This is a genomic window from Stappia sp. TSB10P1A (genome assembly GCF_900185725.1).
GTDB lineage: Bacteria > Pseudomonadota > Alphaproteobacteria > Rhizobiales > Stappiaceae > Stappia.
The window spans coordinates 79,607-95,877 of record NZ_FYAU01000051.1; the positions used below are offsets into that span (position 1 = coordinate 79,607).

The following is a 16,271-nucleotide window of genomic DNA, read 5'->3' on the forward strand; positions in this document are numbered from 1 at the left end:
GCAAGTCCACAGGAGTGGAGACAGGAATGAGCGAGACGTCCGCTTCGACGATCCTCTCGGTGAACAATATCGAGGTGATCTACAACCACGTCATCCTGGTGTTGAAAGGCGTTTCGCTCACCGTTCCCGAGGGGGGCATCGTCGCTCTCCTCGGGGCCAACGGCGCGGGCAAGACGACCACGCTCAAGGCGGTGTCGAACCTGCTGCATGCGGAGCGGGGCGATGTCACCAAGGGCAATATCGTCTTCCGCGGCGAGGAAGTGCAGTCGCTGTCGCCGAACGATCTGGTGCGGCGCGGCTGTATCCAGGTGATGGAGGGCCGTCACTGCTTCGGCCACCTCACCATCGAGGAGAACCTTCTGACCGGGGCCTTCACCCGGCGGGACGGGGCGGCCGCGATCAAGGCCAGCCTCGAGAAGGTCTACACCTATTTCCCGCGCCTGCGCGAGCGGCGCACCAGCCAGGCCGGCTATACGTCCGGCGGCGAGCAGCAGATGTGCGCCATCGGCCGGGCCTTGATGAGCCGGCCCAACATGATCCTTCTCGACGAGCCGTCGATGGGCCTTGCTCCGCAACTGGTCGAGGAGATCTTCGAGATCGTCAAGGAACTCAACGAGAAGGAGGGCGTGTCCTTCCTGCTCGCCGAGCAGAACACCAATATCGCGCTGCGCTATGCCACTTACGGCTACATCCTGGAGTCGGGCCGGATCGTGCTCGACGGGGCTGCCAAGGCGCTGCGCGAGAACGAGGACGTCAAGGAATTCTACCTTGGCGTCGGCGGCGAGGGGCGCAAGTCGTTCCGCAACGTGAAGCACTACAAGCGTCGCAAGCGCTGGCTCGCCTGAGGCCGAGCCCCTCCCGCCAAGCCAAGAGTCACGAGGAGCGCGTCATGAGCGCAGAGCATTTCGACAGCCTGGAGATCCGGGAACCGGGCGAGCGGGACGCCGACCTCTTCGCGCGGCTGCCCGGCCTCGTCGCCCATGCGATGGCGCAGGCGCCCGGCTGGGCGCGGCATCTGGAGGGGTGCACGCCGACGGCGCTCGTCGACCGGGCGGCGCTTGCCCGCCTGCCGGTGCTGCGCAAGGTGGATCTGATGGCGGCGCAGGCGGCAAATCCGCCGTTCGGGGGCTTCGCCACCGCTCCGGTCTCGGCCATGGGACGGATCTTCATGTCGCCGGGCCCGATCTGGGAGCCGCAGGGCGGCGACACCGATCCCTGGCTGGTGGCGCGCGCCTTCTTCGCCGCCGGCTTCCGCGCCGGCGATATCGTCCACAACGCCCTGTCCTATCACCTGACGCCGGGCGGCTTCCTGCTCGATCACGGCGCGCGGGCGCTCGGCTGTGCCGTGTTTCCCGCCGGCGTCGGCAACACCGAAATGCAGGTCGAGGCGATCGCCACCCTGCGGCCGACCGGCTATGCCGGCACGCCGGACTACCTGAAAGTGCTGCTCGACAAGGCGGCGGAGCTCGGCCGCGACGCCTCGTCGATCCGCCGCGGTCTCGTGTCCGGCGGCGCCCTGTTCCCGAGCCTTCGGGCGGAGTACCGCGCCCGCGGCATCGAGGTGCTGCAGGCCTATGCCACCGCCGATGTCGGCGTCATCGCCTATGAAACCGCGGCCGACCAGGGGATGGTCGTCAACGAGGACGTGATCGTCGAGATCGTCCGGCCGGGCTCCGACATGCCGGTGCCCGAGGGCGAGGTCGGCGAGGTGGTGGTCACCAATTTCAACCGTGCCTATCCATTGATCCGCTTCGGAACCGGCGACCTGTCGGCCGTGCTGCCCGGCCGCTCTCCCTGCGGGCGCACCAACATGCGCCTCAAGGGCTGGATGGGCCGCGCCGACCAGCGCACCAAGGTCAAGGGCATGTTCGTCGATCCGAAGCAGATCGCGGAACTTCTCGGCCGCCACCCGGAGATCGTCCGCGCCCGCCTCATCGTCGAGCGCCAGGCGGAACAGGACGTCATGCGTCTCGCCTATGAGGCGGAGGCCCATGGCGAGGGGCTCGACCAGGCGATTTCGGCGAGCTTGAGGGAGGTGACGAAGCTGTCCGGCCGGGTCGAGCGGGTGCTTCCCGGTGCCTTGCCGAACGACGGAAAGGTGATTGCCGACGAGCGCAGCTACGAGGCGTGACGCCCCGGGCCGAGGATAGCGTCGGCGGCGACCGGCCTCCTCGGCTCTTGCGCAGGTACAACGCTCTGGCCTATGCAAGGAGACCCGGTTGCGCGGGACCCGATGACGGCGGCCGGCATGGCCCAGATGCGGACGAGCGATATCATGCAGGATGAAGCGGCGAAGGCTTCCGACAGCGCGCTTGTGTTGCTGGTCGAGGACGATCCCGACGACGTCACCATCATTCGCCAGTCGCTGAAGGCGTCGAGCGTGCCGGTGCGTCTCGAGGTCGCCTCGGACGGCGCCGAGGCGCTCGACCATCTCAACCGGGCGGTGGCGGCAGGCGCCCCGGCGCCCGACCTGATCCTGCTCGACCTCAACCTGCCGGTGATGACCGGAACGGAGTTCCTCGGCAAGCTGCGCCAGCACGCGCGGCTCAGCGCCGTGCCGGTCTGCGTCTTCACCACCGCCGACGATCCGGTGACCATCCGCCGCGCCTATGCGGCCGGCGCCAATGCGGTCGTCACCAAGGCGGACAGCCTGGCCGGCATGAGCGAGGTGCTGCACACCATCGTCGAGTTCTGGTTCCGCGTCGCCGAGCGCTATCGCGGCGAGTGAATCGCGCGCTGCCGGCCCGTTCCGGATCAGCGTCTACAGATAGACGATCTCGTAGGGATCGTCGGTCGGGCCGGTCACGGCCTCCGCGTCCGCCGGAGTGGAGACGGCAAGGGGCGGGGCAGGCATTGCCCGGTCGAGCGGCTTGGAGAGTGCCGCGTCGATATGCGACCTCAGCACCTGCATCGAGAACGGCTTGACGATCACCGACTGGGCGCCGAGGGTCGCCGCCTTCTGCAGCACGGTGAGATCGACATGGGCGCTGATGATGATCGCCGGCGTTGCCGCGCAGACGGGATTGTCGTGGGCGCGCAGCCTGGTCAGGAACTCCGCGCCGTCCTGGAGCGGCATGCGCCAGTCGACCAGCATCACGTCGAAGCGGTGCAGCTTCAGCAGCTTCTCGGCTTCGATTCCGTTCCCCGCCTCAGTCACGGCCTGGTAGCCGAGCTCCTTCAGCATGCCGCGCAGCAGGCGGCGGGTGAAGGCGCTGTCCTCGATCAGAAGAATCTTCTCGTTCTTCACGGCGGTCTGTCCCGGTGGCGGCTTGCGGCGTGGCCGCCGCATGCGGCGGCGCCAGGGTGCAAGCCTCAGTAATATCGACAGGTTTACCTATCTGTTTGAAAGGACCGTTAACGCTGAGCCGCAGGCGTGCGCGCGAGCGGCCTGCGTCAGCCTGTCGCGGGCTCCCGCCGTGAACCCCTTGGACCGATCCTGCGTAGAGATTACCGGTGGTTCAGTGCCGACATTTGATCCAGCGCCTGGCCGCAAGGAGACTGCAAGTGGCACATTCGTTCCACCAGCAACTGGACCATCCGGCGTTTGCGCCTTATGTGCGGCGCAGCCGGACCGGAACATGATCGGGAGCCAGAAAGACAGCATGAGCGTGATCGACAGCGACAGCGAGCGGGAAGCGAGGCGTCGCGAGATGGGGCGGGTGCGGCTGCCGGAGGGACATCCGGGCGTCAAGGCGGGAAAGATCGGCGTGCTCATCGTCAATCTCGGCACGCCGGACGGCACCGACTTCCGCTCCATGCGCCGCTACCTGAAGGAGTTTCTGACGGACAAGCGGGTCATCGAATGGCCCAGGGCGATCTGGTACCCGATTCTGTTCGGCATCGTGCTCAACACCCGGCCGAAGAAGTCCGGCAAGGCCTATGACGAGATCTGGAACCGGGAGCTCGACGAATCGCCGCTGCGCACGATCACCCGCTCCCAGTCCGACAAGCTCGCTGCCGCCCTGGCCGGCGTCGACGATCGCATCGTCGTCGACTGGGCGATGCGCTACGGCCAGCCCTCGATCCCGGACCGGCTGGCGAGGTTGCGCGAACAGGGCTGCGACCGGCTGCTGGTGTTCCCGCTCTACCCGCAATATTCGGCCTCGACCACGGCGACGGTGAACGACGTGGTGTTCCGCGAACTCTTGAAGCTGCGCTGGCAGCCGGCGCTGCGCACCGTGCCGCCCTATCACGACGATCCGGTCTATATCGACGCGCTGGCGCGCTCGATCGAAACGACCCTTGCCGGCCTCGACTTCGAGCCGGAGACGGTGCTCACCTCCTATCACGGCATCCCGCAGTCCTATTTCCGCAAGGGCGACCCCTATCACTGCCATTGCCAGAAGACGACGCGGCTGCTGCGCGAGCGGCTCGGCTGGCCGCAGGACAAGCTCAAGGTCACCTTCCAGTCGCGCTTCGGGCCGGAAGAGTGGCTGCAGCCCTATACGGACAAGACCGTCGAGGCGATGGCGAAGGCCGGCACCCGCAACATCGCGGTGATCAATCCGGGCTTCGTCGCCGACTGTCTGGAGACGCTGGAGGAGATCGCCGGCGAGGCTGGAGAGATCTTCCACGAGAACGGCGGCGAGAATTTCGCCCACATTCCCTGTCTCAACGATAGTGAGGACGGCATGGACGTGATCCAGACACTGGTGCGACGCGAGCTGTCGGGCTGGATCTGAGTCGCCTGCGTCGATCTTCTTCACCACCGCGCGATGCTTGCGCTTGCAGATCGTCGCCCGCCGGGTACATGTAGCGGCGGGCTGGCCGGTCGGGCGCGACCGGCCTTCGATCCGCTCCGCCGCGTCGAGGACGCGGCCCTGGTGAAGGATGACACAGATGCTCGAAGGCGTTTTCGGATTCGATATCCTGGTCCTTGTCCTGCTGGTGCTCCTGGTTCTCGTCGTCCTGGCGGGCGTCAAGACGGTGCCGCAGGGCTACAACTACACGGTCGAGCGCTTCGGCCGCTATCGCAAGACGCTGATGCCGGGCCTCAACTTCATCGTGCCCTTCATCGATCGGGTCGGCCATCAGATCAACGTGATGGAGCAGGTCCTCGACGTTCCCTCGCAGGAGGTGATCACCAAGGACAATGCGACGGTGACCGCCGACGGCGTCACCTTCTACCAGGTGCTCGAGGCGGCGCGCGCTGCCTATGAGGTGTCGGGCCTGGAGAACGCCATTCTCAACCTGACCATGACCAACATCCGCTCGGTCATGGGGTCGATGGATCTCGACGAACTGCTGTCCAACCGCGACGAGATCAACGAGCGCCTGCTGCGGGTGGTCGATGCGGCCGCCTCGCCCTGGGGCATCAAGATGACCCGCATCGAGATCAAGGACATCAACCCGCCGCGCGATCTGGTCGAGGCGATGGGCCGGCAGATGAAGGCCGAACGCGAGAAGCGCGCGGCGATCCTGGAGGCGGAGGGCAAGCGGGCCTCCGAGATCCTGCAGGCGGAAGGCCAGAAGCAGTCGCAGATCCTGGAGGCGGAAGGCCGGCGCGAGGCCGCGTTCCGCGATGCGGAGGCGCGCGAGCGCGCCGCCGAGGCCGAGGCCAACGCGACCCGCATGGTCAGCGAGGCGATCGCCGCCGGCGACATGCAGGCGATCAACTACTTCGTCGCCAACAAATATGTCGAGGCGCTCGGCCAGTTCGCCCGCTCGCCCAACCAGAAGCTCCTGATCCTGCCGACCGAGACCACCGCCGTGCTCGGCTCGCTCTCGGGCATCGCCGAAATCGCCAAGGAAGCCTTCAGCAGCGGGGGAGCGGCGTCGCGGTCGCGCGCCAGCGTTCCCTCGACCACGGCGCCCTCCGCGCCGCGCGATGGCGACGGTCCACGCTCATGAGCCTGGTCGAACGCATCGTCATGGAGGTCGGGCCGTGGCTGTGGTGGATCGTCGGCCTGTTGCTGCTCGGCCTGGAGGTGCTCGCTCCCGGCACGTTCTTCCTGTGGTTCGGCCTCGCGGCCATCGTCGTCGGCACGCTGGCGATCATGATCGACATGCCCTGGCAGCTCGAGATCGTGCTGTTCGGTCTGCTGTCCGTCGCCAGCGTGCTGGTCGGACGGACCTATATGCGCCGCCAGGGCAGCGAGGGCGACGAGGCCGGGCTGAACCGGCGCGGCGCGCGGCTGGTCGGCCGCGAATTCGTGCTGACCGCCCCGATTTCCGGCGGCCAGGGTTCGGTGCGGGTGGACGACAGCGTCTGGCGGGTCAGCGGGCTGGACTGCCCGGCCGGCACCAGGGTCCGGGTGGTCGGCATCGACGGCAGCGCGCTGGTGGTGGTGCCGGTCGAGGCTTGACGCGACCGCCAGCGACCGGCTTCGCCGCCGTTTCACGTTCATTGCCGTTCAAGGCGGCTCGACACGCGCGAAAGGGCCGGAAATTCCGGCCCTTTTGTCGTTTCTGCCTTGCCGCCCCGGCTGTTCCGGTGCCCGCCCCTTACGGATTGTGGCCGAGCGGGATCGGCGGCTCCTCGCGCATCAACAGGATGCCGATGCGGCGGTTGGCGGCGAGATAGGGATCGTTGGGAAACAGCGGTTCGCTGTCGGCCTTGCCGACGACGCCATAGAAGCGGTCGGCCGGCACGCCGAATTCGGCGAGGATCTGGCGCGCGGCATTGGCCCGGTCGGCCGACAGTTCCCAGTTGGTATAGCCGGGATTGAGCGGGATGCCGCCGGAGGTGGTGTGACCGGTGATCTGCACCCGGTTCGGCATGCGGGCGATCACGGGCGCCATCCGGGCGATCAGCCGGCGGGTCAGGTCATAGGGGTATTTCGAGCCTTCCGGGAACATCGAGCGCCCGTCCTGGTCGACCAGGCTGATGTTCAGGCCTTCGTCGGTCTCCTCCAGAATGATGTTGGACGAGACTTCGGTGATGTCCGGCATTTCCTGCCAGGCCTGGCGCAGCGAGGCGGCGGCGGTGGCGAACTGGCGCGGCTTCTCGATCTCGGCCTTGCGCACGTCGTGGGTGTTGGCCTCCGGCCCCTGCTTGCGCCGCTGCTCGTGGCGCTCCTGCGCGAAGTCGGAATCGAGCTCTTCGGGAACCCGGCTGATATCCTTCATGTAATCGCGGACGGGAATGCCCTCGACCTCGATGATGCCGGTGCGCCGGGCCGTCTCCTTGACGCCGAAGGCCTCGCGCATCGAGCCGGCGACCACCTGCAGCTTCTGCTTGTCCTGGATCGAGAAGGAGATGATCAGCACGAAGAAGCAGACGAGCAGGGACATCAGGTCGGCGAAGGTGACCAGCCACTCCGGGGCGCCGCCGCCTGCTTTTTTCTTTCTGGACATGGGGCGCCGCTCTCCGTCGCGTCTTGATCAGGCGGCTTCCGCGAACTCGGCGCGAGCCTTTTCCGGCAGATAGGCGATCAGCATGTCGCGGATCAGCGCCGGGCTCTTGTTCTCGCGGATCTGCAGGATGCCGTCGATGACGAGGGTCTGGTTGACCTCCTCGGTCTCGAACTTGGAATCGAGCTTGTCGACCAGCGGCAGGCAGACGATGTTGGCGATCAAGGCGCCGTAGAGGGTCGTCAGCAGCGCGATGGCCATCGACGGGCCGATGGTCGAGGGATCGTCCATGGTCGCGAGCATCTGCACCAGGCCGACCAGGGTGCCGATCATGCCGAAGGCGGGGGCGGAATCGCCCAGCGCCTTGAACACCTTGCGTCCCTCCTGCAGGCGGTCGAGATACAGGTCGCGGTCGCGCTCCATGGCGTTGCGGATGAACGGGCCTTCGTAGCCGTCGGCGATGTATTGCACGCCCTTGGCCAGGGTCGGGTCGCTCACCTCGACATTTTCCAGGCCCAGCGGGCCGGACTTGCGGACGACGTCGGCGAGGGTGCTGATCTCCTCGATCAGGTCGCGCGGGTTGGACTTCTTGTGGGTGAAGGCGACCTTGCTGCCGACGACGAAGGCGCCGCCGATCCCGGCGAGCGGAAAGCGCACCAGCGTCGCGGCGGACGCACCGCCGATCACGATCAGGATCGAGGGCATGTCGATGAATTGCGTGATGTTGCCGCCGACGAAAATGGCGGCGATCACGACCGCAAATGCCGCGATGATACCGATGATCGAACCGAGATCCATGCCCTGCAACTCTCCGAAAGCCGTCAGGCCCGGTGGCGGACCCGAGACGATCATAGGCAGGCGAGGCTAATCAATCCCTAAACCGGGCGCAGGTTGTCGTCTCCAGCTTGGAAAAAATCCCGAGGGATCCACGCGCGATGCAGGGGGACGCTACGTCAGGCAACCCCGTGTCGCAGCAGATCGTGCAGGTGAATGATGCCGACCGGCCGGCCGTCCTCGACGACGAAGACGGCGGTGATCGAGGCGCGGTTGATGAATTCCACCGCCGAGGCGAGCAGCATGTCGCCCGGAATCGACTTCGGCGCCCGGGTCATGACGTCGCCGGCGGTCTTGTCGAGGAAGTCGTGGCTGAGATGGCGGCGCAGGTCGCCGTCGGTGATGATGCCGGTCAGCAGGCCGGCCGCATCGACGATGCCGAGCACGCCGAATCCCTTGCGGGTGATCAGCACGATGGCATCGCGCATGCTGGTCGCCGGGGTGGCGAGCGGCAGCTTGTCGCCGGCATGCATGATGTCGCGGGCATGCAGCAGGCTGGCGCCGAGACGGCCGCCGGGATGGTAGACCTTGAAATCCTGGGCGGTGAAGCCGCGCGCCTCCAGCAGGGCGATGGCGAGCGCGTCGCCGGTCGCCATCTGCAGGATGGTGGAGGTGGTCGGGGCAAGACCGTGCGGGCAGGCTTCCTCCACCTTCGGCAGGGCGAGGACGATGTCGGCGGCCGCGCCGAGGGCGCTTTCGGCGCGCGAGGTGATGGCGACCAGCGGCACCTTGAAGCGGCGGGTATAGGCGATGGTGGCGGCGAGTTCCTGGGTTTCGCCCGACCAGGACAGGGCCAGCACCACGTCGTTGTCGGTGATCATGCCGAGGTCGCCATGACTGGCTTCGGCGGCATGGACGAAGGAGGCGGGGGTGCCGGTGGAGGCGAGGGTCGCGGCGATCTTGGCGCCGACATGGCCGCTCTTGCCAAGGCCGGTGACGATCACCCGGCCGCGGGCGGCGGCGATCGTCGCCACCGCCTCGGAAAAGGGCTGCGACAGGCCGTTGCCGAGCGCCGCCTTGAGGATCTCGAGCCCTTGCGCCTCCGTCGCGATCGTCCGCAGCGCGGAGGCGCAGGCGTCCTGACCGCCGCCGGCCGGCAGGGTGGTGAGGGTCAAGGGTGCGGTCATGGGTGTGGGTCCGGCGATCTCGATGTTGGGTTGCGCCCGTCTTACCTCCGGGGAAGGGGCGAGCGCAAGGGCGGCGGGCGAGGCGAGAGGCGCGAGCCTAACGCTCCGTTAACCCTAACAGACCATTATCATGGCAAAAGTTGGCCGCAGCCCGGCGGTTCCGGCGCTTGCGGCCTGTCGTAGCCGGCCCGGTGCCCCCGGCCTGCCGTATCTGGACGAAGCATGACACGTTGCGCCCTTTCCGTCGTCGCCGTTCTGGCCCTGCTCGCCGCGCAGGTGCCGATGGCCGCGCGCGTCGGCGCGCAGGAAAGCGGCGGTTTCGGCGGCGGGTTCGGGTCGGCGGCGGATGTCGACGCGGAGGACGACACCGATCCGCTCGCCCGCCAGGACGGGGTGGCGCCGCTGGGGCGGACCGGCACCCGCGGGTCGATCTCGGAGATCGGGCCGGGCGCGGGCGAGAGCGCGCAGGGCCTTGCGACCGGCGGGCGCGCCGCACCGGCGCAGCCCTTCGCCGAGCGGCTGCGGGCGGTGCAGCGGCGCGGGCCGCTCGGTGGCGGCGGCCGCGTGACGAACACCGCCTATGCCGGCGACACCACCCGCGACGAGCCGCGCGGCATGCGCGTCGGCTCGTTCCTGCTCTATCCCGAGCTCTTTACCGGGCTCGGCTGGTCGGACAACCGGGCGAACAGCGCCAAGGGCGATGGCGGCGCGGTCTATCGCATCGCCCCGAGCCTCAGGGTGCAGTCCGACTGGTCGCGCCACAGTTTCGGCCTCAATTTCCGCGGCAGCTATACCGGCTATCCCGACAGCAGCCTGAAGGCGGACCCGAACGTGACGGCGGACGCCCTGTTGCGGCTGGAGGCGGGGGAGCGCAGCGACATCGGCATTTCCGGGCGCTACGGCCTGTCGATGCAGGATCGCGGTACGGCCGAGGCGGCGGGCGGCGACCGGGAAGTGCACGATCTGGGCGCCGGACTGTCGCTGCGCCGCGATCTCGGCCTCGTCGGCGCGGAGCTGCGCGGCCAGGTGGATTCGACCCATTACACCGGCACCGGCGGGGGGCCGTCCAATCGCGACCGCGACAACGCGCTGGTCACCGCGACCCTGCGCGTCGACGGCAACACCGGCGCGGCGGTGACGCCCTTCGCCGAAGGGAGCCTGTTCGCCCGCCGCTACATGGACCGCTGCACCGACCCGATGCTGTGCGAGGATCGCGACTCCACCGGCTACGGCCTGCGCACCGGCCTTGCCTTCGACAATGGCGGCAAGATCTCCGGCGACATCGCCGTCGGCTGGCGCAGCGAGACGCTGAAGGACAAGCGCCTTGCCCGGCTGGAGGGGCTGACGGTGGACGGATCGCTGGTCTGGTCGCCGACCCGCCTGACCACGGTGACGGCGCTCGCCAGCACCAATTTCTCGCCGTCCTCGCTGGCCGGCACGCCGGGCTCGGTCACCTATACCGGCGACCTCCGGCTGGCGCATGGCTTCAGCGAGGCGCTGAGCGGCGAGGTCGGCGTCGGCTATACCTGGCGCGACTATACCGGCCTCGTGCTGACCGAGCAGGAGGCGCGGGCGACGACCGCGCTGACATGGGCCCTGACGTCCAACGTCGCGTTGCAGGGCCGCTACACGTTCCGCCGGTTCATTTCGAGCAACTCGGGATCGAGCTACAATTCGAATGCGATCGAGGCGGGGTTGAGATTCCGGCACTGAACCATACTTGCCGACGGGGATGGCGCCGCCGCCCGTCGGTTCGGTCCGGAAATCCGGGGCGTCGGGGGGCGAGGGAACGGGTCTGCGGGACGAGCGGGCCGTTCCACCGGGAGACGACAGGAGTGTTGATGTTCTTGCTTCAAAGTCATGCAAGGGGCGCCGTCCGCACCGCTCGGCGGCTGGCCGGTGCCCTCGGGCTTGCCCTGGTGCTGTGCCTGCCCTCCGGCACGGCCAAGGCCGATCCCGGCTTCACCGCCTTTGTGGACTCGTTCTGGCCGACCGCCCGCGAGGCCGGCGTGTCGCAGGCCACCTATCGCCGCGCCTTCCAGGGGGTTGTCCCCGACCCGGATACGATCAGGCTGATGAATCGTCAGTCGGAATTCGTCAAGCCGATCTGGGAATACCTCGATACGGCCGTCTCCGACACGCGGGTGGAGAAGGGACGCGAGATGCTGGCGACCTATGCCCGCGAACTCGCCGTCATCGAGAACCGCTACGGCGTCGAGCGCCACGCGGTGGTGGCGATCTGGGGCATGGAGACGAATTACGGCTCCTTCATGGGCCAGCACTATGTGGTGCGGGCGCTGGCGACGCTCGCCTATGCCGCGCCGCGCCGGCGCGAGTTCTGGCAGCGCGAGCTGGTGACGGCGCTGCAGATCCTGGAGGCCGGCCATGTCGCGCCCGACCGCATGGAAGGGTCGTGGGCGGGCGCCATGGGGCACACCCAGTTCATGCCCTCGAGCTGGAAGCAATATGCCGCCGACTATGACGGCGACGGCCGCCGCGACATCTGGACCAACATCCCCGATGCGCTGGCCTCCACCGCCAACTACCTGAAACGGCACGGCTGGCAGAGCGGCAAGACCTGGGGCTACGAGGTCGAGCTGCCGCGCGGCTTCGACTACACGCTCGCCGACACCGACCGCTCGATCGCCGACTGGGCGCGGCTCGGCGTGCGCCGTCCGGGCGGCCGCGACTTCCCGCGCCCGTCCGACAATGCCGAGCTGGTGCTGCCGGCCGGCGCGTCGGGCCCGGCCTTCCTGATGCTGAAGAATTTCTTCGTCATCAAGCGCTACAACAACGCCATCGCCTATGCGCTGGCCGTCGGCCATCTGGCCGACCGGATCCGCGGCGGCGGGCCGTTCGTTCATGCGTGGCGGCGCGACGCGCTGCCGCTGTCGCGGCCGCAGGCGGAGGAATTGCAGACGCTGCTCAACCGGCGCGGCTTTTCCGTCGGCACCGCCGACGGCCAGGTCGGCCCGGCGACCCGGCGGGGCATCCGTGCCTATCAGACATCGGCCGGCCTGATCCCCGACGGCTATGCCTCGGTGGCTCTGCTGGAGCATATCCGCAACGGGCGGTAAGCGGATGGCGGACGCGGCCGATTTCCTTGCCTGGCGGCATGTGGCGGCGGGCACCGAGCGCGCCCCCGTCCTGCCCGACGGCTGCCGCGACGTGCTGGTGCTGCATGTGCCGGGAGCCGCGCCGCGGGTGCTGCTGACCGGCCTCGACCTTGGCCCGCGCATCGCCGTGCTGGCCGCCGGAACGCGGATCGACGGCTACCGGCTGCGGCCGGGGGCGGCCGTCGGGCCGGCGGAGCTTGAGGCCATCGCCCGCGATGCTGTCCTCGGGCCGGGCGACGGGGCGGCGGACATCCTCGGCAATGCCCTGGCCGGGCGGGCGGCAAGGCCGGACGATGTGGATGCGGCGATCCGGCTGCTGGCCGGACCGGACGCGACCCTTGCCTCGGTCGCCGGCAGCCTCGGCCTGTCGCCGCGTTCGCTGCAGCGGCGGTTTCGCGAGCGGGGCCTGCCGCCGCCCGATCTCTGGCGACTGCTCGGCCGGGTCCGGCGGGCGGCCGGCCGGCTCGACGGCGAGATGCCGCTGGCCGGCATTGCCGGGGACTGCGGCTTTGCCGACCAGGCGCATATGACGCGGGAGTTCCGCCGCTGGTTCGGCGCAAGTCCCGAGCGGCTGCGCCGGGACCGCGCCCTGCTGGAGCTTGCCCGTCAGCCGGCGCTGGGCAACTGGACCGGCGAGCAGATTTCCACCAGATAGCCGTTGGGATCGCCGACATAGGCGGTGGTCTGTCCCCAGTCCTCCTCGCGCACATCCTGCAGCAGCGTGGCGCTGGCGGCGAGGGCGCGGTCCAGCGCCGCGCGCACGTCGTCCGTCTCGAAGGCAAGCTCGAAGACGGGCGCCTTCGGCTCGGCCCGGCCCGGCGTCTTGCCGAGGCGGTGCATCAGGGCCTTGGAGGAAAAAGCGAGGCGGGTCTCGCCGGTCGCAAGCTCGCCATAGTCGCCGCTGTCATGCAGGAAACCGCGCGAAAGGGCGAAGGCGCGCTCGTAGAAATCGAGCGTTGCCGGAACGTCTTCGACATAGAGAATGGTGTATCTGAGGATCATCGCCGTCTCCAAGGACAGGGGGTGGGAAAGGGTTCGGGGCGCAGTCTCGCAGAGGCGGCGGCGGCCGTCTTGAAGGATCGCGACAGGCGAGACGGAGCAACAAGGAATGGCGCGCGCGGGGCATCTATTCCCTTCCCCCCGGAACGGGCTTAAAATCGCGCCATGAAGATCCGCTCGCTCCGTCCCGTCAGGCCGTCTCCCGCATCGCGTGGACCGTGGGCGCGCGGGCGTGCGCGCCTTGCCACGCTGGTGGCGCTGGTCACCGCCCTGTGCCTGTTGCTGCCCGAGCCGGGAGCGGACCTTGCGGCGCCCTTCGGCCCGGCGGCGGCGCTGGCGCAGTCGCGGCCGATCGTGCAGCCGGGAGATACGCGCGACACCGGCTTCCATCCGCTGTCGCCCTTGCTGCGCCTGTTCGGCGTCGACAACAGCCGTCGGCGGACGCGCATCGAGGAACTGCCGCCGCGCCAGCAGATGCGGCCCCAGCCGACGCGCGAGCCGGCCCGGCCGGTCGTGGTCGAAGTGCCGAAAGAGGCGGACGCGCGCTCGATCCTGGTGGTCGGCGGCGCGCTGGCGGGCGAGCTTGCGGAAGGGCTGGAGGCGACCTACGCGGAGGTGCCGTCGGTGCGTGTCGACAGGCTGTCGCTCGCCGATGCGGGGCTGGCCGGCGCCGGCCCCGGCGTGCTCGTCGACCGGATCCGCGGCGCCGTCCAGGGGCGCAACAGGATGGCGGCGATCGTCATCCTGATCGGCTCGCTCGACGTGCGCGACATCGCCACGGACAGCGGCGGCGCGACGTTCCGCAGCGATGCCTGGAACGCCATTTACGGCCAGCGGGTCGGCCAGCTCATCGCCGCCGCGCGGGCGCAGCGCCTGCCGGTGCTGTGGGTCGGCCTGCCGCCGCCCAAGGGCGTGGCCCGGCGCGCCGATTTCGGCCATCTCAACACCGTCGCCAAGCAGCAGGTGGAGGCGGCCAACGCCATCTATGTCGATGTCTGGGACGTGTTCCTCGACGAGAACGGCGGCTATACGTCCTATGGGCCGGATGTCGCCGGCACGCGGCGGAAGCTTCGCTCCGACGAGGGCATCGGCTTCACCTGGCACGGGCGGCGCAAGATCGCCTTCTTCGTCGAGCGCCAGATCGCGCGGATCCTCGGCTCATCCGGGAGCTTCGCCTTCGACGGCGTCGACGACGACCCCGATTTCATCGTCCTGACCGGGCGCCAGGGCGCGCCGGAGACCATACTGGCCGGCGGCGCGGAGGCGGCGAACGAGCCGGTCGCCGACACGCCGCAATATCAGTTGATCGTCCAGGGCACGCCGATCCCGCCGCAGAACGGCCGGGTCGACGACTTCCGCGCCGCCACGCCCTGAGAGCGGCCGGCCGGATCGGTCGAATCGACCGAGACATTACCCAAATGTTCATGTTTCTGAGGCAGCTTGTCGGCGACGCAATCTAGCCCGGGTCCCGACATGGCCATTTCCCGTTCCTCTCCCTGGTCCCTCACGGTGATGGGCAGATTCATGCTCATGGTCGCGTCGGCAGCCCTGATCATGATGGGGGGAACGGGCTATGCCTTCTATGTCTTCCGTCATTCGCTGCTGTCGGCGCTGGGCGATCCGGCGCAGGCGCAGGAGTTTCTCGGTCCCACCGCGACGGCGAAGCTCGACGGCCTGATCCTCCACAACATGATCGAGATCGCGCTGGTCTGCACGCCGGTCGGCATCGCCTTCCTGGCGCTGGCCTTCTGGCTGGCGATGGGCGTGCGGCGGCCGCTGAAGGCGCTGCAGGAGGGGCTGGTCGCCCTGTCGGGCGGCGACTTCGGCATCACCGTCGCCGGCGCGGAGCGGCGCGACGAGATCGGCGCCATCGCCCGTTCGGTGGCGGATTTCCGCGTGCGGCTGTCGGAAAAGGCACAGCAGGACGCGCGCGCGGCGCTGGAACAGCAGGAGCAGATGGCGCATCAGCGCGGCGAGACGCTGCGGCAGGTCGCCTCCGAATTCGAGCAGACCGTCGGCGTCGTCGTGCTGCGGCTGGGCGATGCGGCCGGGCGCGTCGCGCATCTGACCAAGGATCTCGACGGGGCGGTCGACATGGCGACGAGCGCCGTCGACGAGGCCTCCGGCTCCTCGATCCAGGCCTCCAGCTCGGTCTCGACGGCGGCGGAAGCGGCCGACGAGATGACCCAGTCGATCCTGTCGATCGGCCGGGAGATGGAGCAGGCGGCGCAGATGGCGCGGGCGGCGGTGGAGGAATCCCGCTCCACCGACACGATCGTCGGGCGGCTGGCCGAGAGCGGGAGGGCGATCGGCGAGGTGGTCGACCTGATCAAGCAGATCGCCGACCAGACCAACCTTCTGGCGCTCAACGCCACCATCGAGGCGGCGCGGGCCGGGGAGATGGGCCGGGGCTTTGCCGTCGTTGCCAATGAAGTCAAGACCTTGGCCGGCCAGACCTCGCGCGCGACCGAGGATATCTCGCAGCAGGTCGAGGCGGTGCAGCAGGTCTCCGAACAGGCGGTCGGGGCGATCCGCTCGATCGCCGGCACGGTGGAGCGCATCCACGCGATTTCCGACACGATCCTGCAGTCGGTGCAGAAGCAGATGGCGGCGACCGGCGAGATCAGCCAGAGCGTCGAGTTCGCGACGCAAAGCACCGAGAACGTCGCCTCCAGCATGGACGCGCTCGGCCGCGCCAGCGGCTCGACACGGGCGGCGGCGGACGAGATCCGCGGGGCGAGTTCCGAGCTCGCCGAGCTCTCCGAGGCGCTGCGCCAGCAGGTCGGCGGCTTCCTGTCGAGCATCCGCGACAGCTATGAGGGCAGCTCGCGCGCCGCCTGACGACGGCGGGGATAGCGAGCGGGCGGCGCGCCCGATGACGGCGGGGACAGGCGATGCGCCG

16 protein-coding genes are annotated in these 16,271 nt (G+C 68.8%); 11 read left to right on the forward strand and 5 right to left on the reverse strand.

The features are described from left to right. Positions 1-26: 26 nt before the first annotated feature. From TSB10P1A_RS23100 to TSB10P1A_RS23110, 3 genes are all read left to right on the forward strand, one after another. Positions 27-845, forward strand: a complete 819-nt coding sequence (locus tag TSB10P1A_RS23100) for an ABC transporter ATP-binding protein (protein ID WP_186390315.1) — start codon at positions 27-29, stop codon at positions 843-845. Positions 846-889: 44 nt separating this feature from the next. Continuing rightward, complete coding sequence (locus TSB10P1A_RS23105) at positions 890-2,131, forward strand: phenylacetate--CoA ligase family protein (RefSeq protein WP_186390316.1); 1,242 nt, start codon at positions 890-892, stop codon at positions 2,129-2,131. A 117-nt stretch (positions 2,132-2,248) separates the two neighbouring features. Further along, a complete protein-coding gene (locus TSB10P1A_RS23110) occupies positions 2,249-2,728 on the forward strand; it encodes a response regulator (protein WP_186390317.1) in 480 nt (159 codons plus the stop codon). 33 nt (positions 2,729-2,761) lie between these two features. Here the strand turns inward: TSB10P1A_RS23110 and TSB10P1A_RS23115 are convergent, their stop codons facing one another. Continuing rightward, positions 2,762-3,247 (reverse strand): response regulator, encoded by a 486-nt coding sequence (locus TSB10P1A_RS23115; protein WP_186390318.1) that lies wholly within the window; start codon positions 3,245-3,247, stop codon positions 2,762-2,764. Positions 3,248-3,650: 403 nt separating this feature from the next. Here TSB10P1A_RS23115 and hemH point away from each other — a divergent pair, with 403 nt between their 5' ends. From hemH to TSB10P1A_RS23130, 3 genes are all read left to right on the forward strand, one after another. Continuing rightward, entirely contained in the window at positions 3,651-4,682 is a 1,032-nt protein-coding gene (hemH, locus tag TSB10P1A_RS23120; RefSeq protein ID WP_208985160.1) for a ferrochelatase, read from the forward strand. A gap of 157 nt (positions 4,683-4,839) precedes the next feature. Then, on the forward strand, positions 4,840-5,850 hold the full coding sequence (locus TSB10P1A_RS23125; RefSeq protein ID WP_186390320.1) for an SPFH domain-containing protein: 1,011 nt from the start codon (positions 4,840-4,842) through the stop codon (positions 5,848-5,850). Positions 5,851-5,852: 2 nt separating this feature from the next. Continuing rightward, complete coding sequence (locus TSB10P1A_RS23130) at positions 5,853-6,305, forward strand: NfeD family protein (RefSeq protein WP_208985159.1); 453 nt, start codon at positions 5,853-5,855, stop codon at positions 6,303-6,305. A 139-nt stretch (positions 6,306-6,444) separates the two neighbouring features. Here TSB10P1A_RS23130 and TSB10P1A_RS23135 read toward each other — a convergent pair whose 3' ends face one another. From TSB10P1A_RS23135 to TSB10P1A_RS23145, 3 genes are all read right to left on the reverse strand, one after another. Continuing rightward, a complete protein-coding gene (locus TSB10P1A_RS23135) occupies positions 6,445-7,296 on the reverse strand; it encodes a flagellar motor protein MotB (RefSeq protein WP_186390322.1) in 852 nt (283 codons plus the stop codon). 27 nt (positions 7,297-7,323) lie between these two features. Then, on the reverse strand, positions 7,324-8,091 hold the full coding sequence (locus TSB10P1A_RS23140; protein ID WP_186390323.1) for a motility protein A: 768 nt from the start codon (positions 8,089-8,091) through the stop codon (positions 7,324-7,326). 155 nt (positions 8,092-8,246) lie between these two features. Further along, positions 8,247-9,254 carry an SIS domain-containing protein gene (locus TSB10P1A_RS23145; RefSeq protein WP_186390324.1) on the reverse strand — a complete coding sequence of 336 codons (1,008 nt, stop codon included), beginning with the start codon at positions 9,252-9,254 and terminating at the stop codon, positions 8,247-8,249. Between the two features lie 222 nt (positions 9,255-9,476). Here TSB10P1A_RS23145 and TSB10P1A_RS23150 point away from each other — a divergent pair, with 222 nt between their 5' ends. The 3 genes from TSB10P1A_RS23150 to TSB10P1A_RS23160 all read left to right on the forward strand — a co-directional run bounded on the left by TSB10P1A_RS23150 (position 9,477) and on the right by TSB10P1A_RS23160 (position 13,025). Next, a complete protein-coding gene (locus tag TSB10P1A_RS23150) occupies positions 9,477-10,967 on the forward strand; it encodes an outer membrane beta-barrel protein (protein ID WP_186390325.1) in 1,491 nt (496 codons plus the stop codon). A 128-nt stretch (positions 10,968-11,095) separates the two neighbouring features. Next, complete coding sequence (locus TSB10P1A_RS23155; RefSeq protein ID WP_186390326.1) at positions 11,096-12,331, forward strand: lytic murein transglycosylase; 1,236 nt, start codon at positions 11,096-11,098, stop codon at positions 12,329-12,331. A gap of 4 nt (positions 12,332-12,335) precedes the next feature. Beyond that, positions 12,336-13,025: a helix-turn-helix transcriptional regulator gene (locus tag TSB10P1A_RS23160; protein WP_186390327.1), complete on the forward strand. Its 690-nt coding sequence runs from the start codon at positions 12,336-12,338 to the stop codon at positions 13,023-13,025. On the opposite strand, the gene TSB10P1A_RS23165 is transcribed toward TSB10P1A_RS23160, so the two are convergent. Continuing rightward, positions 12,977-13,372 (reverse strand): VOC family protein, encoded by a 396-nt coding sequence (locus tag TSB10P1A_RS23165; protein ID WP_186390328.1) that lies wholly within the window; start codon positions 13,370-13,372, stop codon positions 12,977-12,979. The genes TSB10P1A_RS23160 and TSB10P1A_RS23165 overlap by 49 nt on opposite strands. A 162-nt stretch (positions 13,373-13,534) precedes the next feature. Between TSB10P1A_RS23165 and TSB10P1A_RS23170 the strand changes: the two genes are divergently transcribed. Together TSB10P1A_RS23170 and TSB10P1A_RS23175 are read left to right on the forward strand one after the other, a co-directional pair. Beyond that, entirely contained in the window at positions 13,535-14,743 is a 1,209-nt protein-coding gene (locus tag TSB10P1A_RS23170; protein WP_186390329.1) for a DUF459 domain-containing protein, read from the forward strand. Between the two features lie 150 nt (positions 14,744-14,893). Beyond that, a complete protein-coding gene (locus tag TSB10P1A_RS23175) occupies positions 14,894-16,210 on the forward strand; it encodes a methyl-accepting chemotaxis protein (protein WP_208987198.1) in 1,317 nt (438 codons plus the stop codon). The last annotated feature ends 61 nt before the right edge of the window (positions 16,211-16,271 follow it).

Bases quoted from the DNA above. Each gene is read 5' to 3' on its own strand.
- TSB10P1A_RS23100 (WP_186390315.1), top strand. From the start codon at position 27: ATGAGCGAGACGTCCGCTTCGACGATCCTCTCGGTGAACAATATCGAG.
- TSB10P1A_RS23105 (WP_186390316.1), top strand. From the start codon at position 890: ATGAGCGCAGAGCATTTCGACAGCCTGGAGATCCGGGAACCGGGCGAG.
- TSB10P1A_RS23110 (WP_186390317.1), top strand. From the start codon at position 2,249: ATGGCCCAGATGCGGACGAGCGATATCATGCAGGATGAAGCGGCGAAG.
- hemH (WP_208985160.1), top strand. From the start codon at position 3,651: ATGGGGCGGGTGCGGCTGCCGGAGGGACATCCGGGCGTCAAGGCGGGA.
- TSB10P1A_RS23125 (WP_186390320.1), top strand. From the start codon at position 4,840: ATGCTCGAAGGCGTTTTCGGATTCGATATCCTGGTCCTTGTCCTGCTG.
- TSB10P1A_RS23135 (WP_186390322.1), bottom strand. From the start codon at position 7,296: ATGTCCAGAAAGAAAAAAGCAGGCGGCGGCGCCCCGGAGTGGCTGGTC.
- TSB10P1A_RS23140 (WP_186390323.1), bottom strand. From the start codon at position 8,091: ATGGATCTCGGTTCGATCATCGGTATCATCGCGGCATTTGCGGTCGTG.
- TSB10P1A_RS23145 (WP_186390324.1), bottom strand. From the start codon at position 9,254: ATGACCGCACCCTTGACCCTCACCACCCTGCCGGCCGGCGGCGGTCAG.
- TSB10P1A_RS23150 (WP_186390325.1), top strand. From the start codon at position 9,477: ATGACACGTTGCGCCCTTTCCGTCGTCGCCGTTCTGGCCCTGCTCGCC.
- TSB10P1A_RS23155 (WP_186390326.1), top strand. From the start codon at position 11,096: ATGTTCTTGCTTCAAAGTCATGCAAGGGGCGCCGTCCGCACCGCTCGG.
- TSB10P1A_RS23160 (WP_186390327.1), top strand. From the start codon at position 12,336: ATGGCGGACGCGGCCGATTTCCTTGCCTGGCGGCATGTGGCGGCGGGC.
- TSB10P1A_RS23165 (WP_186390328.1), bottom strand. From the start codon at position 13,372: ATGATCCTCAGATACACCATTCTCTATGTCGAAGACGTTCCGGCAACG.
- TSB10P1A_RS23170 (WP_186390329.1), top strand. From the start codon at position 13,535: ATGAAGATCCGCTCGCTCCGTCCCGTCAGGCCGTCTCCCGCATCGCGT.
- TSB10P1A_RS23175 (WP_208987198.1), top strand. From the start codon at position 14,894: ATGCTCATGGTCGCGTCGGCAGCCCTGATCATGATGGGGGGAACGGGC.